Genomic DNA, 25,646 nt, shown 5'->3' on the forward strand with positions numbered 1-25,646 from the left:
CAGGACACTCCTGCGACCGATCGGATTTTCAACAGGTTCAGCTGTCCAGCCAGGCGAACTCGGGCCATTCGTTGCCGCCAACAGGGCCGAGCGGCACCTTGGTCAGGCCGCGAACGTTTGAGGCAACGGCATCCTTGTAAGGAATATGCGCCGGAATGACCGAGCCGGAGCCATCCGCACACAGACGCTGCAGTTCGCAGTTCATCTCATAGCGTTTGGCAGGATCGGTGACGCCCCGCGATTCTATCAGGAGCTTATCGAACGTCTCGTTCTTCCAGGCGGATTCATTCCACTTCGCGTCCGAGATATTGCCCAGCGACATCATGATGTTGGCGGTCGGGCGTGCGTTCCAGTTCGTCACGAACAGTGGTTCTTTATTCCAGACAGCGCCCCAGAACCCATCGACTGGCACACGTTTCAGCTGCAGGTCAAACCCGGCCTTGGCCGCTTCGCGCTGAAGGATGACAGCCATATCCGTGAGGCCTGCGCTGACTTCCGCGACATTCAACTCAGCACCGGTTATCCCTGCTTTCTTGAAGTAGTGCTTGGCTTTGTCGAGATCATAGGGGTGCATGACCGGGTCGTTGATCTCTTTGCACCAGGACGCGCCGTAGGCGGGACCAATGGGCTGATCATTGCCGATATCGCCAAGCCCGCCGCTCGCAACCTGTAGGATTCGGTCGCGGCGCTGCAGGTGCTTCAGACCCTTGAGGAAATTGTAATGCTCCTTGGTGCCGCCGGCCGGGCTGTTGTCGTAGCGCGCAGCAATGCCGATATACTGGCCCGAGCTTACAACATAAGGCTCGACACCGGCGGCGGCCTCAATCTGGGGCACGGACTTGGTGTCCAGATTGGTCATGATCTGGACGTCGCCATTGATCAGCGCATTGACGCGGGCAACGGGATCGGTGATGCCGAACGTTTCGATCTCGTCCAGATAGGGGCCTTCGGACCCCCAGTAATTGTCGTTGCGCACCGCAACCGAGCGCACGCCGGGGACAAATTCCTTCAACTTGAAAGGACCGGTGCCGTTTGCGGTCGAGAAATCGGTGGTGCCGTCTTTGATGATCTTGAAGTGGTAGGTTGCCAGAATGATCGGCAACTCCGCCTGCGGTTCGCTCAGCACGGCTTTGACCGTGTGTTGGTCAACCTTCACCCATTCAGAGACCGGTTTTACCAAGATTGCGGCAAGAGATTTACTTTCGTCGCCCATGTGGCGATTCATCGAATAGATCACATCGTCAGCGGTCAGTTTGGAGCCATCGTGGAATTCCACGTCGTCGCGCAACTGGAAGGTCCATTCGGTGGCGCCCTGGTTGGCTTCGAAGCTATGCGCCAGCTCCGGTCCAGCCGTCAGGTCGTCCTGCATGCGGGTCAGGCTGTTAAAGTGCAGACGCCCCCGGATATAGTCGATCGATCCGTTCTGCAGGATCGGGTCCAGCGTGTCAGCCGGGCCGTGCTGGGCAAAGGCCGCACGAATCTTGCCGCCGCGCTTGGGCGTTGCGGCGACGGCTTCGGTGGCGCTGGCAACAATAGCACCAGCGCTGGTGGCCGTTGCGCCCATCGCCATCAGCCAGCCCATTACCTGACGCCGCGATGCGCCTTGTTTCAAGGACCGACCGGCAAACTCCCGGTCCGCCTCGCCCATGTCCCCAAAGCGGATACTGCTGGATATGTCTTTCCCAGATTTAATAGTCATTCTGCTTGCTCCCTATGGTCTGCTGTGTGGCACCGGAAGCCCCATGATTAAGAGCCTCCCGCATGCCGGGTCCCTCTTAATAGGGGTGGGGATAAGCTGTTCTATCTACCCTTTTTGCGCGAAAATTTACCCCAAAATGGGTGCTCGAATTAAGAATCCGGAGCATTTCTTGCGGCGCGTTTCATTGATCTGCGCTCTTGTGACGAAGGTGAAACACCGCACTGCCGACGTTTTCAGAAGGTTCCCGTTTCCGCTCGGCTGACGTGAATTTTTTCCTAAAAAGGAAACTTGTCAGCGCAATTGGGGCAGCGGGAAATCTGGTTCGGCAAAAGGGTACAATATGGATTCGTAAGCGGTCTGATCCGCCGCGGTGGAAGAAACGGCACCACACTTTGGGCGTGCCGGTTTTTTGGAGTTCCTGATAATGCCTGTTAAAAACAGATTGGCAGAATTGCACGATGAAATCACTGCCTGGCGGCAGGACTTCCACAAGCACCCGGAACTGGGCTTTGAGGTCCTCCGCACTGCAGGCATCGTCGCCAAAAAGCTGCGCGAATTCGGCTGCGACGAAGTGGTCGAAGGCATTGGCGAAACCGGCGTTGTTGCTGTGATAAAGGGCAATTCGAACAGCTCTGGCATGGTCATTGGCCTGCGCGCCGACATGGATGCACTGCCGATTCCAGAGGAGACCGGAGTGGACTATGCCTCTATCCACGAAGGCAAGATGCACGCTTGCGGTCATGACGGCCATACGGCGATGTTGCTGGGTGCCGCGAAATATCTGGCCGAAACCCGCAACTTCGACGGCACTGCAGTAATGATCTTCCAACCCGCCGAAGAAGGCGGCGGCGGCGGCGAGAAAGTGGTGCAGGATGGCATGATGGACCGTTGGAACATCCAGGAGGTCTACGCGATCCACAATATGCCGGGCTTTCCCTTGGGGGAATTCCGCTCGCGAACAGGGCCGGTCACGGCCGCGGGGGACTCGTTTGAGATCTATCTGGAAGGCAAGGGCGGACACGCCTCAGAGCCGCACAAGTCGGTCGACACCATGATGATCGCCTGCCACATGGTGCTGGCGCTCCAGACCATCCCGGCGCGCAACATCGATCCGGTGGATCCGATTGTGCTGTCGATCACCTCGATCGAAAGCTCGTCGAAGGCGACGAACGTGATCCCGCAGAAGATCACCGTCAAAGGTACCCTGCGTACCATGTCACGCGAGACCCGCGCTGTGGCCCGCGAACGCATTAGGGAACTGGCCGAAGGCACTGCCGCCATGTTCGGCGGCACCGTGACGCTGGATATGCCGTTGGGCTATCCGGCATCCATCAATACCGCCGAAGAAGTCGGCCACGCCGCGCAGATGGCGGAAATCGTCAGTGGTCAATACACTGAGTTGCCGTTGCTTATGGGATCCGAGGATTTCTCTTACATGCTGGAGGAACGCCCCGGTGCCTTCCTGTTCATGGGTATCGGCGACGGGGCGGCGCTGCACCATCCGGAATACAACTTCAATGATGAGGCCATTCCCTATGGCTGTTCCTGGTTTGCAGAGATGATTGAACGCAGCATGCCGACGGCTTGAAGAGACAGCCGTATGAAAATCAAAGAGAGTCATATCTACGCCCATGACCTGCCGGTCCGGGACGGCCCTTACACGATGGCGAGCGGCACGGTCTGGTCTTTGGATACGACCCTTGTGAAGCTGATTGCCGAAGACGGTACATCCGGCGCCCGGCTAGGCGTTGTGCGGGACGACAGTCTCTTTGGCGCCCCTGTGGCCTCATTCTAAGAAGGAAAAGAAATGATCCCTGAAACGATGCATGCGGTCCAGCTGACCGGGCACGGCGGTCTGGAAAAACTTGAGTACCGCACGGATGTACCTGTACCCCGCCCCGGACCGGGAGAAGTCCTGATTCAGGTCACTGCCGCCGGTGTGAACAACACCGATATCAACACCCGCATCGGTTGGTATTCCAAGGCCGTGACCAGTGACACCGACTCGGGCGGTGCGGGCGGCTATGACACATTGAACGATAATGATGCCAGCTGGTCTGGCACGTCGCTGACCTTCCCTCGAATCCAGGGGGCCGATGTCTGCGGCTATGTAGCCGCGGCAGGCGAAGGCGTGGACCCGGCCCGCATCGGCGAACGGGTGATTGTACGCAACATGCTACGGACCTATGTGGACTACCGCCCCTACGAATGCTGGACGATAGGCAGTGAATGCGACGGCGGTTTCGCGCAGTTCACAGTTGCACCCGCCCGCGAAACACATACCGTTGCATGCGACTGGGAGGATGCGGAATTGGCAGCGATCCCCTGTGCCTATTCTACCGCTGAAAATATGCTCCACCGAGCACAGTTAAAGGCTGAAACCGTTCTGATCACTGGGGCGTCGGGTGGCGTGGGGTCGGCTGCCGTCCAGTTGGCCAAGCGGCGCGGCGCGACGGTTATTGCGCTCTGCTCTCCGGCCAAAGCAGAGGCAGTCCGCGCGCTTGGTGCCGATCAAGTGCTGGGCCGCAACGCCGATCTTGTGGCTGAACTGGGCGAAGGCAGCGTCGACGTTGTGATCGACCTTGTTGCCGGTCCCGGCTGGGGAAGTCTGCTGGACGTGCTGCGGCGTGGCGGACGCTATGCCACCGCCGGGGCTATCGCAGGGCCGATCTGCGAGATCGACATCCGTACTCTCTACCTCAAGGATCTGACCCTTTTCGGGTGCACCTTCCAAGAGGACGAGGTCTTTGCCAATCTGGTGAAATATATCGAAGCCGGAGAAATCCGCCCGCTGGTCGCCCAAACCTACGCGCTGAAAGACATCGCCCGGGCGCAGGAGGATTTTCTGGAAAAATCCCACGCCGGTCAGTTGGTTCTGCTGCCGCCGCAGGCCCAGTCATGACACCGAATAAAGGCATGATGCTCTGAACTCTTGCGGCCGACGGAATCGAAATGACTTCAACCGCCGTCCGCAGGGAGCGACGAAAGAGGCAAACCCTGTGCGAATATTTTTGATTTCTGCTCCTCAAGGGCTTTTCTCATATGGCCTTTTCTTGCGCGGTCGAGCCGCTGCGCCTGGCCAATCATGTAGCGGGCAGGAGCTTTATCGCATTCGCCTCGCCTCGGAAGACGGTCGCTCTGCCGTCTGTCTTCAGGGTTTAGAACTCGCGGTTCACACGAGTTTAGCAGACCTGCCGAAATCCGACCAACGTGCGGCGCTCAGTGCAAAGCGGTGGTACGCCCAGAGGTTTCTGTCTGCGCATGACCGGATCAACTTAATTTTCCGTCTTCGCCGATACCAACTCACCGCAATCTCGTACCGCCACAAACGCTCAAATGCGTTCACCATCTGGGAATGTTACACAGCAGAAACGGAACCCTGAGAGCCGCGCAATAACACTTTTCATGCAGCCTCAAATGCCTTGTCTATACTCCTTCGACGGCTAAGTTTTCGAGCGTGAACGGCCAAAATTTTTGCACCAAAACTGAGGTGCACACTGATGCCAGTGGGGATAAAGAAGGAATCCGTGACCAACCCGCCGCGAGGGCCGCTTTGTCTCCGCGCCCGATCTTCCTGATTTCGGCGCCTGTCGGATCCTCGAGGTTCTGGGCGAAGCGATTGCTGTCTTCGGCTGAAGCTTCGGCTTCAGTTCCACCGGCCGCTGTGCAACAGGTGGCTGCGCCGGGCACTGGCGCGGTCACCGGTTGGAGAGCGGCCGAACTTCTTTCTATAAGCCGCGGAAAACTTTGATGCACTGGAATAGCCGCAGGCCGCGGAAATTTCCGCAAAGGACATCGTGGTCTCTGCCACAAGATCTTTCGCTTTGTTCAGCCGCAGGGTGAGGTAGTAGACCTTTGGGGTCATTCCTGCGCGTTCGGAAAACAATTCCTCAATCCGGCGACGGGACAGGCCCGCATGCTGGCAAAGCGTTTCGATGCTCAGGGGTGTTTCGATGTTGTCCCGCATCAGTGCAACCACCGTCTGCAACGCCGTTGGAAGCGACTGCTGCAATTGCTGTTCGCCCAGCGGGTCTTGTTGTTTATTGCTGCCCGGCAGCCCGCCGTGAAGTACGGTACGGGCTACTTCATCCGCGATACGTTGGCCCGAAATTGAGGCCAGAAGGTCGAGAGCAAGGTCAATTGTCGCCAGCCCGCCCGAGCTGGTCATAATATTGCCGTCGGCCGTAAAGCCCGCGGCGGTGACCTGCACTTTGGGGAACATCTCAGCAAAGGGCGCCAAGAAGTCGTAATGAACGGTCGCCTGCTTTCCGTCCAAAAGCCCGAGAGCGCCGAGGATGAAACCGCCCGAACTGATGCTGACCAAACGGGTACCACGCGACAGCCAACGGGTCAGCAGCGGACGGAGCCTGTCTGCCGGAAAATGATGCGGCACAAGGCTCGCGGAAAGGATCATAATATCGGGCCGAACGCCCAACTCGTCCAATGCGCAGGTCTCAACTTGAATCCCGCTCGAGGCTTTCACCCGCCCTCCGTCAAGTGAGACAAATTCCCATGCGAAAACTTCCCGCTCGGAGCGCAGGTTGCAGATCCGGAAAGGATCAACAAAGCCGAGCGTGGTGAAGAGGTTGAACTCAGGCAGCACTAAGATCGTAATTCTGGTTTGTTCTACCATTCTGGTCCACGTTGGCAGGCTTTTGTACGGGTCTGCAGCCTATCGGAAGGGGGTTGCAACTGGAAGCGCGCAGCTACCCTGTTTCTTTCGCATTTTTTCCATTGCCTCCGGCTCGAAGTGAACTTAGTTAAAGAAGTTATGTGCTGTTAGTATATTTGCACTGCGCAGGCGGCTAGGTTTTGACGGTAATCAGCAGAGCCAACGGTGGAATTGCGTGATGATGTTGGATCCCAAGAAGCCTTCTGCAGTTTTAGTGTAGCGAGGGGTACTGCCATTTGTGGACGGCCCCGATTTTGCAAGAGCAATCGAAGTGATGACGATCAATGCAGCCTCAATCGGAACACCCCGTGGTATTGCTAGGGCGTAGCAGCCCGTCAACTTGATAGGGATCCGGTCTGCGGACTTCATCAAGGCCGGCGGGCATATGCACCGCGTAAACAGGCCGGACAAATGAGGGCTAGCTAAAATCTCAGGCACTAACAAAACTCTTGCAAAATCGGGGCCGTCCACAAATGGCAGTACCGGTTCAACATCTTCCGCGGCTTTTATCTGTTCTACGGATTTCGGATCGAGATCTGCCATTGCCTGAATGTCGCCAGAAATAAGTGCGTTTACACGGGCAACCGGGTCTTCGATGCCGAAAACTTCGAACTCCTCAAAATAGGGCCCGTCATTTTCCCAATAATTGTCATTGCGGGTCTGAACAGAACGAATTCCTGGTTTGAATTCTTTCGAAATGAAGGGCCCGGTCCCGACAGGTGTTTGGAACTCGGTTTCGTCTGCCTTGTGCACCTTGATGTGGTAAGTGCCTAGGATAATAGGCAGTTCGGCGTTTGGCGAATTCAGCTATGCTTTAACTGTATGGTTATCGACCTTGATCCATTCATCAACATCCTTCACCAGCGGATTGGCTAGGTATTTGCTTTCCTCACCCAAATGGCGAGACATGGAGGCAACAACTTCGTCTGCGGTGAGTTTGGATCCGTCGTGAAACTCAACATCCTTGCGGAGCTTGAATACCCGTTCCATCGCGTCTGCATTGGCTTCGAATGAAGCCTGCAAGCTCAGGCGAGGCGGTCAAATCATCATTCAACCGGCAAAGGCCGTTATACATCGCTTTTGCGCGCGAGTAGTCTTGGGACCCGTTTTGTAGAATGGGATCCAATGTGTCCGATGGACTTCCGCCGTTTTTGGCAAACTGGACGCGTCCACCACGTTTGAGCGTGGCGCCGGTTACAATGGTGTCGGTCGTCGCAATTGTTGCCCCCATCGACATCAACCAGCCTATAACTTGCCGCCGGTTTGCACCTTTCTTGAGAGCATTAACTGCAAATTCTTTATCTGCTTCGGGCAGACTTCCGAATTTTGGTGTATCACCTATCGGCGCACTTGTTTTTTACTTTCGTCGTTTTCACTTTTCTTTTCCCTGTACTTTTACCCAGTTTAAGCTGGGCTCTTTCTAAAAGTCCGGTTCTGGCGCTCCCACGATTGAGTGGTTTGTTCGACGGTGTGCCCGGGGCACTAGTTGTGCAGCAGAGGAAATTGACGCGCTCTTGGGGTACGTATTCACCGCCCGCGAAGATCCAGTCACAGTTATCCGCTCCTTGATTGTTTGAGAGCGCATGGAGGTGTCAGGAAAAGCGATGTCAGGTATACCGTCCGCTAGGAGATCATCGGTTCCGTCAATGATTGTCGCATTGTCGATGGCTCTGTTTTTGTTGCCAAAACGTGCATTTTGGTCCGTGTTTTTTGCAAAGAAAACAGCGGCCCGCGGCGAAACGCACGCCTCACCTGGTACCGGCGGCGGGACAACTTCTGGGCTAGTCGGCACCTCATTTCCGCTGTTTGAGATGGAGCTCACAGAGGTCACTTTTTTGGGGGGCATACTTTGCCGCTCACTTGTCGTCGCTCCAAGGGTCATTGACAACGACAGCATCGGCCATGCGTGAATTCTCACGCAAACGATGTTTTCTCCGGTCTTTAGGCTTAAAAAAGTAATACAACACCCTAAACCTGTGCGTTCGAATGAGCCCTCAGAAATTATTTTTCAATCAGCGCTCGGCGCTGATTAATAAGTGTTTGGTATCAATGTGTTAAGAACACGATTTAGGCATTTGAAGGATGCGAAATACAAATCGACGCCAAAAACGGCAACCAACCCTATCTAAGCTCAAGCATATCGCCCCACCTAAATTCAATGGTTACGCCGACCCGTGCGAAGTGGTGAATCGTTACTTGGAATTACTTCCTGAATCCCGACCCGCGGTCTCTGACAACCACCTGAATAGAACCCTCGTTCGATCAGACGCTTGATTGTGTAACTTGACGTAAAAATCCAAAGGCGACGACACGGTTTCTGGTAACAGCTTAACCAGCTTGCCTGAGGCAACCAATTCCGAGGTCAATCCTTCCCAGCCGAGCACGGCACCCATGTCATCTCGCGCTGCTTGAAGCGCAATCACGTAGTTGTTCACACGGTGCCCAGATCGCAGTTGAAGGGATTGGCCCAATGCGTTTGCCCAAGCTTGCCAATCCGTCCAGCCGGATTCAGCTGCATCGAGATGGATGAGCGGGATGCGCGCCAGGTCCTCGACGCTGGCAGGCTTATGCTCACGGGCAAATCGTGGGCTGCCAAGAACCATTATCCGATCATGAAACAGGGCACGACAGTTGCTCGAATCTTCATCCATTCGACCATAATGAATGCTTAGGTCGCAATCCGCCGCGTTTGTGTTCTGGTCGCTCACCACCTGCGCCACAGAAATGTGGGGGTGGCGCTTCCAGAATTGCGCCAACCTTGGAGTCAGCCAGAGTGAACTGACGGCGGTTGTAGATCGTATGGTGACCGAACTACGCCCGTGCTGAGCGCGCAGTTGTCCAATCGCTTCATTGATCCCCTCAAAGCCACGTTGCAGCGCTACGAGCAAATATGCCCCACTTTCCGACAGTTCGACTCCGCGATGGAAACGGTGAAACAGGCTGCATTGCAACTCTTGTTCTAGCGCCTTGATCTGATGGCTGATCGCAGCGGACGTGACATTGAGCTCGTTGGCGGCTGCCTTGAAACTGACATTACGCGCTGCAGCTTCGAAGCTGACCAATGCAGTCATTGGAGGCAGGTCATATGGGTGAGAACGGCGGCCGTTGGACAATTTATTCTCGCATGACATTTTCCAGTTTGACCGCTTTTCAGTACAAACAGGAAGGTTTGGGTTACTTCAAATAATGCATGCTGAATTTTTTTGCAATTGTGTGATGAGCCAATTGATACAAAATAGCCTGGTTCGAGATCTGGTGCGCGAAAAGGAGCCCGGTGGTCATGAGTGTTACTCCAATCCGGCCCCAATCAGTCCCAGAGGAAAAGCTGACCGAACTTGGAAACAGGGCGGTCGCCGTTAACGCGGCAAAAAAACGGAAACACGAAACGACGATGAAGCCCACCGGCATTCCTGAAGGAAAAACACGATGAAGTCACATGCGAGAGTTGTGGTTGTTGGCGGAGGGTGCGTTGGCGCATCCATCCTCTATGGCCTTACGGAAAATGGGTGCTCGGACGCAGTGATGCTGGAACGCACCACCTTGACCTCCGGTTCGACCTGGCATGCAGCGGGTCTTTTGGTGACCTTCGTGCGCTCGCACGATGTCTCGAAGATGACGATGGAAACCATCCGCATCTACACCGAGGTGGAGAAAAAGATCGGCAACTCCGTCGGTCTGCGCAAGGTCGGGCAGCTGCGTGTCGCCAACACCGAAAAGCGCTGGGATGAGTTTCAGTCCTATATTTCTATCGCCGAAGCCGCCGGGGTACCGTGCAAGCTGGTGACGCCGGAAGAGATTGCCGAGATTCATCCGCTTCTCAACCAGTCAGAGAGCATTCGCGGCGGGATCCTGCACACGGAAGACGGCTATGTGAACCCGGCCGATATCACCATGGCGATGGCCAAGCTGGCGCGCGATGCAGGCGCCCAAGTCTATCAGAATACCGAAGCCCAATCCTATGAAAAGCTGGAGAACGGTCATTGGAAGGTGACCACCAACCAAGGCGAGATCACTTGCGAGCATCTGATCTTTGCCACCGGCAACTATGCCCGTGAAAACGCCCGCCGGGTTGGCCTGGACCTGCCCTGCATTCCGATCGTCCACCAATACTGGACCACGGATCACGTGCCGCTTCTTTTGGAGCGCAAAAAGCAGGGCCTGCCAGAATTCCCGATCCTGCGTGACGAAGATTATGGCGCTTACCTGCGTGAGGACGTGGGCGGCATCCAGTTCGGCCCGTACGAGTTCGAAAAGGACCTGAAGCTTTTTGCCGAAGACCGGGTGCCACCCGATTTCGGTGCCGACCTGCTGCCCGAGGATTTCGAAGCAGTGGAAACCCAATGGGAACGTGCGCTTGAGCGCGTCCCGGCGCTGGGTGAAGTGGGCATCAAGGCCAACACGCGCGGGCCGTTCCAGATGACCCCCGACGAGCTGCCGCTGGCAGGTCCCGCGCCGGGCCATGACAACCTGTGGCTGGCCGAGGGCATGCCCGGTGGCATCCTGTGGGGTGGCACCGTGGGGGAACGTCTTGCGCGCTGGATCGTCAATGGCGATCCGGGCATGGACATGTCCGAACTCGACCCGCGTCGTTTCTCCGACTACGCCTCCAAGCGCTGGACCATGGACAAGGTGCGCGAAGCCTGGGGAGTGCACATGCACGCCCACGTACCAGGCGAAGACCGTCCCTCGGCGCGCCCGATGAAGACCATGGGCAGTTACGACCTGCTGACCGCACAGGGCGCGGTCTGGACCAGTTTCAACGGCTATGAATTCCCACGCTGGTTCGCCAAATCACCGGAAGAGGCGATCCCCGAGCATTCATTCCGACGCACCGACCACATGGAGCTGGTGCAGGAAGAGGTCCGACGCACCCGTGAGGAGGCCGGGTTCATCGAAATGTCGCCCATGACCAAGTTCATCGTGCGCGGCCCCGGGGCAGCTGCGTGGCTCGACCGCATCATGGCCAACAAGCTGCCCAAGGTGGGCCGCATGACGCTGTCACTGATGCTGAACGAGAAGGGCGGCATGGACGCGGAATACACCATCGTGCGCTATGCCGAGGATGATTTCTATCTGATCTCGACCCCGAACTGGCGCGCCTACAACTGGGATCAGCTGCAACGTCTGGTACCCAAGGACGGCTCGGTTGCGATCGAGGATATTTCGGAGCAACTAGGCGTGATCGGGCTGGCCGGGCCGAAATCGCGTGAGATCCTGCAACCCCTGACCGACAACGACCTGTCGAACGAGGCCTTCCCGTGGTTGTCGGCGCAGATGGGCGAAGTGGGTTACGCCAAGGATGTGCACCTTTTGCGCGTCTCCTATACCGGCGAGTTGGGTTGGGAACTGCACCACCCGGTCGGCTACAACCGTCACCTCGTCGATCTGCTGCTGAAAGCGGGTGTGAAGCCCTTCGGTCTGGAAGCGCTGGAATCCATGCGGCTTGAGAAATCCTATCGCGCGATCAATCGCGAGATCTGCAAGGACATGACCCCGCTTGAGGCCGATCTGGATCGTTTCGTGGCCTACCGCGAAAAGATCAATGGCGAATTCACCGAGCGTGACTTCATCGGCAAAGAGGCCCTGCTGGAGCAGAAAAAGGCGGGCGATCATCATACGCTGGTCACACTGAAACTGCCCTTCTGCGACACCTCGGTGATGTTCGATGAAGGCGTCTATGCAGACGGCAAGCTGATCGGGCGCGTCACTTCGGGCGGGTTCTCGTACTACTGCAACCACGACATCGCCATGGCGCTGGTGCCGCAAGGCATGACCGCACCGGGGACCAGGATGCAGGTGCAGGTCCATAACGAAATGCGTGACGCAGAGGTCATCGACATCTGCGCTGTCGATCCTTCCAGCGCCCGCGCGCGCGCCTGATCAGAGGTAAGTCACATGGCTGAAAGAAAAGCACGAGGCGGCCGCGCCGCACGGGTCAGTGCCCGGACCAACCCGCCCCCTGTCTACCTGCCGCACCTGAACCGTCAGGTCGGCCCGATCGATCTTCTCGGTCCCGAAGGGGTCGAGAGAATCCATAACGCGGCCATGACGATTCTGGAAACGACGGGCATCGAGTTCCGCGACCCGGTCGCCCTGGCCGACTGGAAGAAATACGGCGCCGATGTTCAGGGCGAACGGGTGCGTATCGGTCGCGACATGCTTATGGACCTGATTTCGACCGTGCCGTCGGAATGGGGTTACGCAGCGCGCAACCCCGACCGCTCGTTGCGCGTGGGCAACCGAAACTCGGTTTTTGCCAACGCATATGGCGCCCCTTTCGTCTATGATCTGGACGGTAAACGCCGTCCGTCGATGCTCGAGGATGCCCATAACTTCTTCAAGATGAGCCAGATGAGTCAGTCGATGATGGTTCCGGGCATCCTGCCGGTCGAACCGCAGGACGTCCCGGTCCCGGAGCGCCATCTGGACCTGGTACATGCGGCGCTGACCCTGACCGACAAGCCGATCAAGGGGTCTGTGCTGTCGGAACAGGCGGCGATGGACACGGTCGAGATGGTGCGCATCGTTTTTGGCGAAGAGTTTGTCGACAACAATGTGGTGCTTGCGGCGCTGTTAAACTGCAACACACCGCTGGTCTGGGACGAGACCATGCTGGAAAGCCTGCGCGTTTACGCCAAGGCCAACCAGCCCTGTCTTTTGTCACCCTTTGTTCTTGCTGGCGCGTCCACGCCTGCCAGCCCGCAAGGCGGTGTCGCGTTGTTGATCGCGGAATCGCTCGCTGGCATGGCCTATAGCCAGATCATCCGCCGTGGCGCACCAATGGTGCTGGGCGTGGCGATCATGGGCGTCTCGATGAAGACCGGTGCACCGATGATGGGTTCGCCAGAACCGGGTCTCATGAACCTGCTGGTGGGTCAGATGGCCCGTCACTACGGGGTGCCCTGGCGCACCTGCACCATGTGGACCGGGTCAAAATCGCCAGACATGCAGGCCGCTTTCGACACCGCCAACACCATGTGGCCGGTGCTTTTGGGCGGGGCCAATTATATCGTGCACTCGGCCGGGTTCCTCGAAGGCGCGCTGGGGGTAAGCTATTCGAAATGGGTGCAGGACACCCGACAGCTGGAAAACTTCCACCGTTTCTTCTCGGGGCTGCAAGCGGAAAACCTCGACGCCCTGCTGGCCGACATCGAAAACATCGGCCCCGGCGGCCACTTCCTGGGCACCGACCATACCCGCGAAAACCCGATGCACATGAACCCGCTTCAAAACAACGACAGTTTTGAACAGTGGGAGGCCGAAGGCTCGAAAACCGCCGAAATGGTCGGCACCGAAGAGGCGCAGCGGATGCTCGACAATTATGTCCAACCACCCATGGACCACGACATCCGAGGAACCCTCGACGAGTTTGTCGCAAAAAAACGGATGGAATACCGCCCCGACGCGGCTTGACACCAATAAGGGGCGCTTGCGCCCCCCCCTAAACAAGGACAGGGATGGTCCATGACTGATATCTCGACGAAAACGCTCTCACTCGACGAGGTCCGAGACCTTGCCACCTCTGTCCTTGTGAAGGCGGGAATGAATAAGGAAGGCAGCGCAGTTCTAGCCGACATTGTCACATTGTCGGAACGCGATGGCCCGCGCAGCCACGGCCTGCGCATGTTGCCAGTCTACGAGCAGAGTTTCACCTCGGGCTATGCCAATCCCATCGCCAACCCAACAATAAAACGCCTGGCCCCCGGTGTACTGCGCGGTGATGGCGACAATGGTTATTATCAAATTGCTGCCCGGCAGGCCCACAAACAACTGATCGCCATGGCTCGCGAAAACGGTATCGCATCCTTTACCTGTGCCAATTGTCACCATCTGTCAGGTCTGCGCTTTGACGTAGAACCATTGGCCGAAACTGGGCTGATCGCAATCGCTGTCATCAATTCGCTGTCAATGGTCGTGCCCAAAGGTGGCGTGCGCCCTGTGTTCGGTACAAACCCGATGGCCTTTGCCTGTCCGCGGGATGGGGCCGCACCAGTGGTCTGGGATCAGGCAGCCTCAGTTGTTGCACTAATGGACGTGAAAATGGCCGCAGCAGAAGGTCACGACTTGCCGCGGCCAGGCGGCATTGACCCGGATGGGAACGAGACCACTGATCCCAACGCCATTCTGGAAACCGGTAGCTTGCTGCCCTTCGGTGAACACAAGGGCGCATCCATCGCATTTCTGGTCGAAGTTCTTGGCGCAGCGCTCGCTGGTGGCACGCTATCCGTCGACAATGACGAACGTTTGTCCCACGGCGCTCTTAACATCAAAGGCGGTGCCACGCTGATCGTCATTGATCCGACAAAATTCGGCAACGGCCAGTTTGGTGAGTACGTCACCCGCATATGCGCGGAAATCGAAGGCAACGGTACCGCCTTTGTGCCTGGTGACAACCGGCTGTCTGACCGTGCTCGCGCAGAACGGGACGGGGTCGCCGCCAGCACGGACCTACTTGAACAACTCGGCTTTCAGGGTTGAAGAAAGGCAAGAGGCGATGGTTGATGTGTTGGTGATCGGCGGCGGCATCGTTGGAATATCATGCGCGCTTGCGTTGCAGGCCGAGGGGCATAACGTCACCGTGATCGAGCCAGGCCCGGTAGGAGAAGGCGCCAGTTGGGCTTCGTGCGGCTGCATTGCGGTAGGTGAGATTGTGCCGCTGTCACAAACCGGCATGTTGACGAAAGTGCCGGGCTGGCTGCTGAGTCCCGAGGCACCGTTGGCCATGCGTCCCGCCTCTTTGCCAAGTATCCTGCCCTGGGTGACGCGGTTCGCCCTCAACGCCCGCCCCAGCAAGATGCGCGCTATCGCTGCCGACCTCGCGCGGCTTACGTTTTCCGCTACCGAGGATTTCAGGGCGCAGCTGGCCGATATCGGTGCGCCCGAGATTTTGGTGGAACGCCCTGTTCTCAAGCTGTTTGACGATGATCAAGACAAGGCCACTATGGGCGCTGCCTTTGGTCTTGCACGCGACCTCGGCTGCACCATCGACGAGATTTCCGGTCCAGAGGCGCATGAAATAGAACCGGCCATCGCGCCCGATTTCAAACATGCGGCCGTGCTCAGGGATTGGAGCTATGTCACTGATCCCAAGCGATTGGTCGAAGCACTGCATCAAGCATTCCGCGCCCGTGGCGGCACCGTCGAAAATGGGACTGCGGTCGGGGTCAAACGCGAGGGGCGCGAAATTCGCGCCGTACGTCTCGCCGACGGTCGAGAGCTGAGCGGCACTGAGATCATTCTGGCAGCGGGGACGCATTCGCGGGCACTGGCCAAAGGTATGGGCGTGCCTCTGCATCTTGAAGGGTTGATCGGGTACTCTACCGCGCTCAGCGACGCGGGTGCGGATCTGACCCACACCGTATTCTACCCCAAGGGTGGCTTTGGCATTACCCCCTATGACGGCGCGCTGGCCGTGGCTGGAACCATCGAGTTTGCAAGCCTCAATGCCACACCAAACTGGAAACGCGCTGAAGTTTTGGTCAAACGCGCACATCGGGTGCTGCCGGGACTGAACGCAAGCAGGGCCGAGCGTCGCATGGGCCGCCGCCCCTTTACGCCGGACACAAGGCCCATCATTGGTCGCAGCGCACACTTGGCAAACGTAACCTTTGCCACTGGTCATGGCCAGTTAGGCCTGACGCTGGGCGCCACAACAGCACGCCTTGTCGCGGCGGAAATCGCAGGTCGTGCGCAGCACATCGATATCCAGGCCTTCAGCCCGGACCGATTTTCGCCATGACAAACCGCATCAAGAACAGAAGCGAAGTCTCAAAACAAGGAAACCCGTGCCGTCCTTGAAAGGCACTCGAAAACCAGGTTGCGCGCGATGAAAATAAAAGAAATTCACATTTATTCCCATGGCCTTCCCGTCAAGAACGGTCCCTATGTAATGGCCAGTGGTGCGGTTGATAAGCTTGACACCACTCTTGTGAAACTGGTGGCTGAAAATGGCAAAGTAGGCTGGGGGGAGACCTGCCCCATCGGTTCGACCTACGCTGAAGCGCATGCAGAAGGCGCGCGGGCCGCACTAAAGGTTCTTGCCGTGGGGCTGCTCGGCGCCGACCTCTGGCCTGTAGCACTTGGGCGAAAGATGGATTCAATCCTGAATGGACACAACTACGCCAAGGCAGCGATCGACATTGCAGCACATGACCTGATTGGGAAATCGCTCGGGGTGAGTGTGGCAGACCTATTGGGAGGCGCGATGAACGACCGCATTCCATCCTATTATGCAACTGGCGTCGGAGCGCCGGATGACATTGCTCTGCTTGCAAAAGAAAAGCTCGCCGAAGGATTTCCCCGCCTTCAGGTTAAAGTCGGAGGTCGTCCGGTCGAAATTGACATCGAGACAATTCGAAAGGTGTGGGAAGTCGTAAAAGGCACCGGAATGCGCATTGCGGTGGACGGAAACCGCGGATGGCCAACCCGCGATGCGCTGAGGGTCAGCCGCGAATGCCCGGACGTTCCCTTTGTTATGGAGCAACCCTGCAATACCATTCAGGAACTTGAAAAAATCCGCCCACAGATTCAGCACGGAATCTATATGGACGAAAACGGCGTAGACCTAAACACAGTGATATCCGCAGCAGGGACAGGTCTCGTGGATGGGTTCGGTATGAAGGTCACTCGAATAGGCGGTTTGCAGAATATGCGTGCGTTCCGCGATATCTGCGAAGCACGTAGCCTGCCGCATACTTGCGATGACAGTTGGGGGGGCGATATCATCGCTGCAGCATGCACCCAAATAGGCGCCACCGTACGTCCCGACCTCTGTGAAGGTGTTTGGCTCGCCGCCCCTTATATCGACGGAAACTACGACGAGGAAAATGGCATCCGAATTGAAGGAGGATACATTAAGCGACCGACTGGAGCTGGCCTTGGTGTGACCCCAGATGAAACTAAGTTTGGTGCGCCGGTCGCATCTTTCGGGTGATGCCCGAAACAGGCTGAGGTTGTGCGAAGTCTGACTTGGATTGAAATTAGAGAAAATGCGTAAAGAACAACTGGGTCACTCCCAAGTCACGAAAACAAATGACGCGGCAAGGTAGACATGTTCCAAAAGTCGGTCAATTTGGCAGGCTAAACCAGGTTTTTTGTTTGCGCCCATCATAAGGTTAGGCTCGGAGGTCCCAGTCGCTTTGAAAAGTGAAGAAATAAGTCAGCGATTTTGCTTTTTGCTTGTCGACGGGTTTTCCCATCTCGCCTTTTCTTGCGCGATTGAGCCATTGCGACTTGCTAACAGGATCAGTGGAGAAAACCTGTATAGCTATAGCCTCGCCTCCGAAAGCGGTGCCTCTGCAACCTGCTTGAGCGGTTTCGAATTGGCAGTCCATTCGAGATTTGACAATCTGCCTTCCTGCGACAGGCTGTTCGTGCTGGCGAGCCAATCTATGAGTACGCGGACTTCCCGGACACTCATGGCGGCACTGCGTCGGGAAAGAGCACACGGGATACCGGTCGGCGCGCTATGCTCAGGTACATGGATTTTGGCCGAAGCCGGTTTTTTGGACGGCCGCCCTGCGGCAATCCACTGGGAATACCACGAAGGTATCAAAGAAAAATTTCCCGAGGTAGACCTTGTTGAAACGGTTTTTGTTGACGATACAAAACACCCAACAGCAGCTGGTGGTACGGCAACCGCAGACTATATGCTACATGTGATAGAACAGGATCACGGACCAGACTTGGCAACAACAGTCGCTGATCAAATGGTCTACAATTCTGTACGCGGTTGTTCCGCAGAGCAACGTGTTTCATATCAGACGCGAATAGGCATTCGTAATTCCCACATCGACAAAGCAATAAGGATAATGCGCAAAACCATTGAAACTCCGGTTTCACCCTCTTCGATTGCTGGACAAATTGGGATTTCCACACGCCAACTTGAGCGCTTATTTGCCAAATTTCTAGGCGCCACTCCAAAAAAACACTATTTGAAGATGCGGCTGGATCGAGCCAATAAGCTATTGCTGCAAACTGAATTTTCGGTAATCGAAGTTGGTCTTGCTTGTGGCTTTAACGATCCCGCGCATTTTTCGCGATTGTATAAGTCCCAATATGGTGTCTCGCCGGCGCAGCAAAAAAACAAGATCACTTGATTATTTGCGCGCTGATCATCAGCCAAGTTTGGAAGTGAGTTTTGGTTTACCGGTGAATTTCGCAAGTTCTTGCTCGTGCCATGATTGCGATGGGTAAATTGTTTTGGTCGAAATGACCGAAAAACTCAGGGACATGATTAGATTCAGTTTTCCAAACGACGCCTGAGTAATTTCGGGTGAAGAATTCGTTACAGAGACACACCGTACAAATCTTTGGAACTCTTGGAGAGGTATTGCCAAGTTACTCGAGGCGCGGCATCTCCTCGGGAAAGATCATGCTCCGCGCCTAACTCACTGCAAACACGTAATCTAGATGGCAATATCCGACAGCAGGGCGGGGTCGATATTCTGATAGCAGACGGGTCGCAGGAAGCGTCTGATCGACAGGGTTCCGACCGAGGTTGCGCCAAAATTGGTTGAGGCCGGATAGGGGCCGCCGTGGACCATGGAATCCGCCACTTCGACCCCGGTGGGGAAGCCGTTGGCGAGGATCCGTCCCGCTTTGCGTTCGAGGATCGGCATCAGGGATTGCGCGGCCTCGATATCTGCCTCGTCCATGTGGATCGTGCAGGTCAGCTGCCCAACGAGCGATTTGGCAATGGTGCGCATCTGGTCGAAATCGTCGACCTCGACGATGAGACCCAGCGGTCCGAAAACCTCTTCGGCCAGCGCTTCGTTGGCCAACCAGTCGGCGGCCGAGACCCGGTAGAGATAAGGGGTGGCGTCGCGTTGGTCGCACATAGTGGTCAGAACCTCCTGCACACCGGTACCTTTGGCCACGCGGGCCTGGCCGTTGCGGTAGGCGGCGGCGATGCCGTCTGTCAGCATGGTCTGGGCGCCAGTGACCTTCAGGGCGGCGGCGGTGCTGGCGGCGAGCGTGTCGGCCTGCTCTTTCAGCACCACGGCGATGCCGGGATTGGTGCAGAACTGGCCTGCGCCCATGGTCAGCGATCCGGCCCAGCCGGTGCTGATCTCGGCGCCGCGCGCCTCCATGGCGGCGGGTAGCAGGAACATCGGGTTGACCGAGCCCAACTCGCCGAAAAATGGGATAGGCTCGGGGCGCTGTGCGCAGAGATCAAACAGCGCCCGGCCCCCGGCGAGGCTGCCGGTGAAGCCCACGGCCTTGATCAGCGGGTGCTGCACCAGTCGGGTGCCCACTTCGCGCTTGCCGCCCTGCACCAGAGAGAACACGCCTGGGTGCACGCCGCATCTGGCGATAGCTGCTTGGATCGCCTCGGCGACGATCTCGCCGGTGCCGGGATGGGCGGAGTGGCCCTTGACCACCACTGGGCAGCCCGCGGCCAGCGCGGCGGCAGTGTCGCCACCGGCGGTCGAGAAAGCCAGCGGGAAGTTGGAGGCGCCGAACACGGCGACCGGGCCGATTGGGCGCTGGATCATTTTCAGATCCGGGCGGGGCAGGGGCGCGCGATCCGGCAAGGCTTCATCATGGCGCAGATCGAGATAGTCGCCCGCGAGGATATGCGAGGCAAACAGGCGTAGCTGGCCGGTGGTGCGACCGCGTTCGCCCTGAAGCCGCGCCTCTGGCAGGCCGGTTTCGCTGGTGCCGATCTGGGTGATCACCTCGCCGCGCGACTCGATCTCGTCGGCGATGGCGTTGAGAAAGTCGGCGCGGTCCTGACGCGAGGAATAGCCATAGGACCAGAATGCCTCTTCCGCAGCTTCGGCGGCGGCATCCACATGCGCCGGTGTGCCGACCGAGAACTCCTGCGCCGCGCCATGCGCCGGCTCAGAGGTGAATGTTGCTTCGCCTGCGACCCAGTTGCCGGCAATCAGGTGGTGTCCGCGTGGTGTGTAGGTCATCAGGGTCTCGCTGTGTCAAGAATCATTAACTGGATAATGTATCCAAAAATCTTCCTTGACAAGCTTTCTGTCGGCAAAACCTGCCGCTTCTTCAGTCGTCCTTGGCCCGTTTGGCTTCAACCATCTGAAGCAACTGGTCCTTTGTACGTTGAATGTGGTTGGAAAGCACTTTGCAACCTTCATCCACCCGACCTGTTCGTGCGTATTCAAGCAGTTTTCGGTGCTCTTCCTTGGCCGGTTCGCGCTGTTTCATCACGCTCAGGTGCAGACGGACATACCTGTCGGCTTGAAGGTTGATCCGGTCCAGAAGCTCTTTTGTCAGGCTGCGCCCAACGGAGGAATAGAGGGCCGTGTGATATTCGTGATTCAAAACCCCCCAGCGCGCCACATCGTCTTCGTCGTAGGATGTTTCCATCTGTTCCAGAATCGACTCACATTTGTCGAAATCCGTGCTTGTCATAAGGGGGATTGCTCGGCGGAACAGATCGACTTCGATCAGGATGCGAAGATCGAAGATCTCTCCGATTTCATCCAATGAGTGTTTCGTCACCGACCCGCCGCGGTTGTTGGCCCATTGGATCAGGCCTTCGGCATTCAGCCGCTTCAGGGCTTCGCGGACTGGCATCCGCGACACTTCGTATTCGTCGGCCAGAGCTTCCTGGCGGATCGCCTCGCCTTCGGCCATTTCGCCGCTCAGAATGCGTTCACGCAGATCGTCAGCGATGATTTCCGGCAGACTTCGTCTGGATACCGCCCGTTTGCCAACCATGCCCAACCCTTATGTGATGCGTTGAATTTTGGATACGTTTACTCTTTGCGCCCTGTTTTTCAAGGTCCTTGATATCAGTTGGGTCGAAAGATTTGGATTGAATGTCTAGGTTTGCCAAGTGTATCCAGTATCCAAAATATGACAACCGGCACGGAGAATTCTGGATGACACCTACCGTTCAGGTCGCTTTGGAAGATGTCAGGACGTCAGCGGATCGTGTGCTGACTGATGTGGGGTATGGGTCCGAACACGCACGGGCAATCTCGGATATGCTCTACACCTGTCAGCTGGACGATTGCCATTCACACGGGCTGTTCCGGTTGTTCATGTGCTGCGAAACCATGAAGGCCGGAAAGATCGACGGCCATGTGCAGCCAAAGATGCAGGATACGGACAGCGCCGTCGTGCGGGTGGACGCAAGGGGTGGCATGTCGCTGCTGGCCGTGGGCAAGGCCATGCCCGCCCTGATCGACAAGGCACGGCGTTTTGGCATGGCCGCGATGGCGGTGAACAACTGTTTCCATTTTTCCGCTCTGTGGCCCGAGGTTGAACGGCTGTCGGCCGCAGGCTTGGCCGGTTTGTCCATGGTGCCGAGCCACGCTTGGGTGGCGCCGGCGGGTGGCGCGCGTGGAACGCTGGGTACGAACCCGCTGGCCTTTTCCTGGCCGCGAAACGGCAAGTCCCCCTTTACGTTCGATTTTGCGACCAGCGCCTTTGCGCGCGGCGAAATCGAGCTTTACCTGCGCGAGGGAAAGCCGCTGCCGGACGGGGTGGCCGTGGATGCCGGCGGAAAACCGACCACAGATCCGCAGGCGGCATTGGGTGGCGCGATGCTGACTTTCGGAGGCTACAAGGGTTCGGCCCTGTCGATCATGATCGAACTGCTGGCCGGTCCCCTGATCGACGATCTGACAAGCCAGGAGAGCATGACCTTTGCCGAAGGCCACGGCGGAGCGCCTTATCACGGCCAGATTCTGCTGGCCTTTGATCCGGCGCATCTGAGCGGTGGGCGGGTTGCCGAAAACGATGCCCGCGCGGAACGGCTTTTTGCCGACATTCTGGATCAAGGTGCACGGTTACCCTCGCAACGCCGTTTCGAGGCGCGCAAGCGCAACCTCGCGCGGGGGTTTGTCGAGGTGCCGGAAGCGCTGCACAGGGACTTGCTGATGCTTCCGGCCTAAGATGTGGGCTTGTTCCCCAGGCCCCAGGTATCGCTCAGGCGGTAGCCGCCGGGCCATGGGTCATCGGGGTCCAGCATGTGCTGATGAATGCCGGTAATCCAGCCCCTGCCGCTGATCTCGGGTATGATGGCGTCGCGATCGCCAACTTGGGTGGTGCTGGCAATGCGCCCGGTAAACCGCGAGCCGATGATCGAAACCGCCTCGAAAACCTGACCGGGCTGCATCTGGCCTTTTGCGGCCATCAGCGCCAGACGTGCGGATACGGCTGTTCCCGTGGGCGAACGGTCAACCTTGCCGGGTTGGATCGCTACGGCGGATTTGCCGGTAAGTCCGGTCTCGGTCTCTGACAGCGGCCCGCAAAACGCGCAGAACGAAATGTGGTCCCAGTCCGGGATTTCGGGATGCGAAAAGCCAAGCTGCTGATTGGCGGCATTGGTGATCGCTACGCCCAGTCGGGCAATATCCCTAGCCTCGGACTCGATGATTTCAAAACCCAGCGACGCGGCATCCACGACCACGAAACTGTCGCCGCCATAGGCCGTGTCTACGATGATCGTGCCCAGGCCCTCGACCTCAAGCGACACGCCGATGCGGTCGGCAAAGCTGGGTAAGTTCTGCACATGGATACGCTCGGCCTTACCGTTCCGGCATTCGGCCCGCACCCGCACCAGCCCGCCGGGGGCTTCCAGCGTCAGGTGGGTTTCGGGTTCCTGCATTGGGAACAGCCCGCCATCCAGCAGCACGGTCGACACGCAGATCGAGTTCGATCCCGACATCGGCGGCGTGTCCTCGGGCTCCATGATGATGAAGGCGGCATCGGCCTGCGGGTTCTTGGGCGGTACCAGCAGGTTTACATGGCGAAATACTCCACCGCGCGGTTCGTTCAGAACGAAATTTCGCAAGGTTTCGTCGCGGGCGATGAAGCTGCGCTGCTCCCACAGGGTGTCGCCGGGTGGTGGAAGAACCCCTCCGACGATGACGTCGCCCACTTCGCCCTCGGCATGGGCCGAAATCACATGGATTGTCTTGTTGCTACGCATCATGCACCTCAAGAATAGCTTGCGACCGGCGCACCCAGCGCATCAAAGACCGGGCTGATCCCGAGGCCAGGGCGGTCAGAGGCCGTCATGCGGCCGTTGACCCGTTCCGGTGCACCCTCGGCAATTGTGATCGTGCCATATGAATTGAAATCCGTCGCTGAGAAAGTGAAATCGGACGGTGTGGAGCGCGCCAGATGAGCGATCGTGGCCGTGGTGATGTCGCCGCCCCAGGTGTCCTCGATGGTCATCGGGATGCCGTGGGCAACGCAGAGATCGCGCATCAGCCGGGCGCGACTCAGCCCGCCGACTTTGGAGATTTTCAGGTTGATCACGTCCATCGCATCCTCGGCAATGCCGCGCACCAGTGTGTTGGGAGTGTCGATCACTTCGTCCATGACAAACGGCAAGGCGGTGCGGCGGCGGATCGACACGCTTTCCTCGTAGGTCAGGCAGGGCTGTTCCACATAGACATCCAGTCCCGAGATTGCGCCGACAACGCGGGCGGCCTCGTGGCGGGTCCAGCCGGTATTGGCGTCTGCTACCAGCAGGTCGCTTTTCTTCAACACCGCGCGGGTTGCGTGGATCCGGTCAATATCGTCATTGGCATCACCGCCGACCTTCAGCTGGAACTTGGTATAGCCCTCGGCGGCATAACCTTCGATCTTGGCGGCCATGATCTCGGGCGCTTCCTGGCTTATGGCGCGATAGAGCACCACATCATCCTGTGCGGCGCCTCCCAGCAGCGTGTAAACAGGCTGCCCCGTCGCTTTGCCCAGCAGGTCCCAGCAGGCGATGTCAACCGGCGCTTTGGCATAGGGATGCCCGCGCAGTGCCGCATCCATCGTGCGGTTGATACCGCCGATATTCAGCGGGTTCTGCCCGATCAAGTGCGGCGCAAGCTCGGCCAGTCCTGCCCGCACGCCGAGCGCGAAGGAGGGCAGATAGGCCGACCCCAGCGGGCAACATTCCGCGTATCCTTTCAGCCCGTCGTCAGTAACGACTTCCAGAACCGTGCTGTCGAACACCTCGACGAAATTGCCATTCGACCAGTTGTAGCGGCCTTCTTTAAGGGGAAGATTGACCTGATAGACATTGAGTGCGGAAATTTTCATGCTGGTTCCTTTCAGAAACGTGTAGGAGAGTAAGCTTCGACCGGCAGGGCGGGGGGTTTGCCGGTGATCAGATCGCACACCAGTTCGGCGGTGCCTGCCGACTGAGTCAGGCCAAGGTGGCCGTGGCCAAAGGCGTAAAACACCGATGTCGCGCGGGGCGAGCAGCCGATCACCGGCAGGCTGTCGGGCATCGAAGGGCGAAAGCCCATCCACTGACGGCCACCATCGGTTTTCAGCCCCGGCATGAAGCGGGCCGCTTTGTTCAGCAGGACCTCGGCGCGCTTGTAGTTGGGCGGCAGGTTCAGACCGCCCAGCTCGACCGCGCCGCCGACACGCACGCCGTCGGCTATTCTGGTGACGACAAACCCGTGGTTGCCGAATGTCAGATGTGTGCGCAGATCAAAGGCGCCTGGCGGCAGGGTGGTGTTATAGCCACGTTCAGTTTCCAGCGGGATGCGGTCCCCCAGCGTCCGGGCCAGGTGATGCGACCACGCGCCGGCGGCAATCACGACCTTGTCGGCGACGAGGCGCCCGCCTTGCGTGGTCAGAACAGCCTGACTCTCTGCCTGCGACACGGCAGTGACATCCGCCTGTTCGATCGTGCCGCCGCCCTCGCAGAACCGCCGGGCCAGATGTTCCGCCCAGGCCTTCGGATCAGTGGTGTTCATCCAGCCCGGGGTAAAGGCGGCGTGGGTAAAGCGCGGGTCCAGCCCGGGCTGGATTTCACCAATGGCTCCGGCGCTTTCCAGCAGGGAAAATGCGATGCCGTGACGTTTGCGCAACTCCCAGCCCTCAAGGCTGGCGCGGAATTCCTTTTCGCCTTCGTATAGCTGCATCTGCCCGTCACGCTGCATCAGCTCTTCACCGTTCACGGCAATGATCTGGCGCTCCAGCGCTTCGCGGGACAACTCCATCAGCCGGGTTTGCGCCTGCACGGATTTCTCTAAACCGTCACGCCAGCTCGCGCGCCAGAAACGCAACATCCAGGGGGCGATCTGCAAGGCATAGGCCGGTGGCACGGATAGCGGCCCCATCGGGTCAAGCAGCCATTTCGGCGCCTTGCGCATTACCCCCGGCGTCGCCAATGGGACGATGTCGGTAAAGGCAAAGGCTCCGGCGTTGCCTTCCGAGGCCTCGGCTGCCACGCCCTTGCGGTCAAGGACCCGTACTTTCATACCCCGGGCCTGCAATTCCAGCGCCGCGCCGATACCGACAATTCCGGCGCCGACGATGATGATGTTTAGCGGTTTCATT

At 58.0% G+C, this 25,646-nt stretch carries 19 protein-coding genes and 1 pseudogene; 11 read left to right on the forward strand and 9 right to left on the reverse strand.

Annotated features, from left to right (window positions below; genetic code table 11):
* Nucleotides 1-37: 37 nt before the first annotated feature.
* Nucleotides 38-1,699, reverse strand: coding sequence for an ABC transporter substrate-binding protein (locus AC2TDA_RS17400; protein WP_480879997.1), 1,662 nt, complete (start codon nucleotides 1,697-1,699; stop codon nucleotides 38-40).
* Between the two features lie 424 nt (nucleotides 1,700-2,123).
* Here AC2TDA_RS17400 and AC2TDA_RS17405 point away from each other — a divergent pair, with 424 nt between their 5' ends.
* From AC2TDA_RS17405 to AC2TDA_RS17415, 3 genes are read left to right on the forward strand one after another with little or no spacing between them, the layout of a single operon-like run.
* Complete coding sequence (locus tag AC2TDA_RS17405; protein WP_480879998.1) at nucleotides 2,124-3,287, forward strand: M20 aminoacylase family protein; 1,164 nt, start codon at nucleotides 2,124-2,126, stop codon at nucleotides 3,285-3,287.
* 12 nt (nucleotides 3,288-3,299) lie between these two features.
* Nucleotides 3,300-3,494: a hypothetical protein gene (locus AC2TDA_RS17410; RefSeq protein ID WP_480849723.1), complete on the forward strand. Its 195-nt coding sequence runs from the start codon at nucleotides 3,300-3,302 to the stop codon at nucleotides 3,492-3,494.
* A gap of 12 nt (nucleotides 3,495-3,506) precedes the next feature.
* Nucleotides 3,507-4,601: an alcohol dehydrogenase family protein gene (locus AC2TDA_RS17415; protein WP_480879999.1), complete on the forward strand. Its 1,095-nt coding sequence runs from the start codon at nucleotides 3,507-3,509 to the stop codon at nucleotides 4,599-4,601.
* 744 nt (nucleotides 4,602-5,345) lie between these two features.
* Here the strand turns inward: AC2TDA_RS17415 and AC2TDA_RS17420 are convergent.
* Both AC2TDA_RS17420 and AC2TDA_RS17425 read right to left on the reverse strand, forming a co-directional pair.
* Nucleotides 5,346-6,332, reverse strand: a complete 987-nt coding sequence (locus tag AC2TDA_RS17420; protein ID WP_480880000.1) for a GlxA family transcriptional regulator — start codon at nucleotides 6,330-6,332, stop codon at nucleotides 5,346-5,348.
* Between the two features lie 189 nt (nucleotides 6,333-6,521).
* Nucleotides 6,522-7,394: pseudogene (locus AC2TDA_RS17425) on the reverse strand (ABC transporter substrate-binding protein).
* A gap of 623 nt (nucleotides 7,395-8,017) precedes the next feature.
* Here AC2TDA_RS17425 and AC2TDA_RS17430 point away from each other — a divergent pair.
* Entirely contained in the window at nucleotides 8,018-8,281 is a 264-nt protein-coding gene (locus AC2TDA_RS17430) for a hypothetical protein (protein ID WP_480880001.1), read from the forward strand.
* Between the two features lie 282 nt (nucleotides 8,282-8,563).
* Here the strand turns inward: AC2TDA_RS17430 and AC2TDA_RS17435 are convergent, their stop codons facing one another.
* Entirely contained in the window at nucleotides 8,564-9,442 is an 879-nt protein-coding gene (locus AC2TDA_RS17435) for a LysR substrate-binding domain-containing protein (RefSeq protein WP_480880003.1), read from the reverse strand.
* Nucleotides 9,443-9,797: 355 nt separating this feature from the next.
* On the opposite strand from AC2TDA_RS17435, the gene AC2TDA_RS17440 reads away from it, so the two are divergent.
* The 6 genes from AC2TDA_RS17440 (at nucleotide 9,798) to AC2TDA_RS17465 (ending at nucleotide 18,469) form a co-directional block, all read left to right on the forward strand.
* On the forward strand, nucleotides 9,798-12,251 hold the full coding sequence (locus AC2TDA_RS17440) for a GcvT family protein (protein ID WP_480880004.1): 2,454 nt from the start codon (nucleotides 9,798-9,800) through the stop codon (nucleotides 12,249-12,251).
* Between the two features lie 15 nt (nucleotides 12,252-12,266).
* Entirely contained in the window at nucleotides 12,267-13,784 is a 1,518-nt protein-coding gene (locus tag AC2TDA_RS17445) for a trimethylamine methyltransferase family protein (protein ID WP_480880005.1), read from the forward strand.
* A gap of 51 nt (nucleotides 13,785-13,835) precedes the next feature.
* Entirely contained in the window at nucleotides 13,836-14,849 is a 1,014-nt protein-coding gene (locus tag AC2TDA_RS17450) for an Ldh family oxidoreductase (RefSeq protein ID WP_480880007.1), read from the forward strand.
* 16 nt (nucleotides 14,850-14,865) lie between these two features.
* Nucleotides 14,866-16,110 (forward strand): NAD(P)/FAD-dependent oxidoreductase, encoded by a 1,245-nt coding sequence (locus AC2TDA_RS17455; protein ID WP_480880008.1) that lies wholly within the window; start codon nucleotides 14,866-14,868, stop codon nucleotides 16,108-16,110.
* Between the two features lie 87 nt (nucleotides 16,111-16,197).
* Nucleotides 16,198-17,304 carry a mandelate racemase/muconate lactonizing enzyme family protein gene (locus tag AC2TDA_RS17460; protein WP_480880010.1) on the forward strand — a complete coding sequence of 369 codons (1,107 nt, stop codon included), beginning with the start codon at nucleotides 16,198-16,200 and terminating at the stop codon, nucleotides 17,302-17,304.
* Between the two features lie 205 nt (nucleotides 17,305-17,509).
* Entirely contained in the window at nucleotides 17,510-18,469 is a 960-nt protein-coding gene (locus AC2TDA_RS17465) for a GlxA family transcriptional regulator (protein WP_480880011.1), read from the forward strand.
* 309 nt (nucleotides 18,470-18,778) lie between these two features.
* Here AC2TDA_RS17465 and AC2TDA_RS17470 read toward each other — a convergent pair whose 3' ends face one another.
* Together AC2TDA_RS17470 and AC2TDA_RS17475 are read right to left on the reverse strand one after the other, a co-directional pair.
* Complete coding sequence (locus AC2TDA_RS17470; protein WP_480880012.1) at nucleotides 18,779-20,290, reverse strand: aldehyde dehydrogenase (NADP(+)); 1,512 nt, start codon at nucleotides 20,288-20,290, stop codon at nucleotides 18,779-18,781.
* Nucleotides 20,291-20,381: 91 nt separating this feature from the next.
* Nucleotides 20,382-21,059 (reverse strand): GntR family transcriptional regulator, encoded by a 678-nt coding sequence (locus AC2TDA_RS17475; RefSeq protein WP_480849698.1) that lies wholly within the window; start codon nucleotides 21,057-21,059, stop codon nucleotides 20,382-20,384.
* A 164-nt stretch (nucleotides 21,060-21,223) separates the two neighbouring features.
* Here AC2TDA_RS17475 and AC2TDA_RS17480 point away from each other — a divergent pair, with 164 nt between their 5' ends.
* Nucleotides 21,224-22,240, forward strand: coding sequence for an Ldh family oxidoreductase (locus AC2TDA_RS17480; RefSeq protein WP_480880013.1), 1,017 nt, complete (start codon nucleotides 21,224-21,226; stop codon nucleotides 22,238-22,240).
* Here AC2TDA_RS17480 and AC2TDA_RS17485 read toward each other — a convergent pair.
* From AC2TDA_RS17485 to AC2TDA_RS17495, 3 genes are read right to left on the reverse strand one after another with little or no spacing between them, the layout of a single operon-like run.
* On the reverse strand, nucleotides 22,237-23,280 hold the full coding sequence (locus AC2TDA_RS17485; protein WP_480880014.1) for a trans-3-hydroxy-L-proline dehydratase: 1,044 nt from the start codon (nucleotides 23,278-23,280) through the stop codon (nucleotides 22,237-22,239). The two genes, AC2TDA_RS17480 and AC2TDA_RS17485, sit on opposite strands and share 4 nt — an antisense overlap.
* Before the next feature lie 8 nt (nucleotides 23,281-23,288).
* A complete protein-coding gene (locus tag AC2TDA_RS17490; RefSeq protein WP_480849692.1) occupies nucleotides 23,289-24,392 on the reverse strand; it encodes a cis-3-hydroxy-L-proline dehydratase in 1,104 nt (367 codons plus the stop codon).
* 11 nt (nucleotides 24,393-24,403) lie between these two features.
* Entirely contained in the window at nucleotides 24,404-25,645 is a 1,242-nt protein-coding gene (locus AC2TDA_RS17495) for an NAD(P)/FAD-dependent oxidoreductase (RefSeq protein ID WP_480880015.1), read from the reverse strand.
* Nucleotide 25,646 lies beyond the last annotated feature (1 nt).

Source organism: Ruegeria sp. HKCCD6426 (assembly GCF_057221115.1).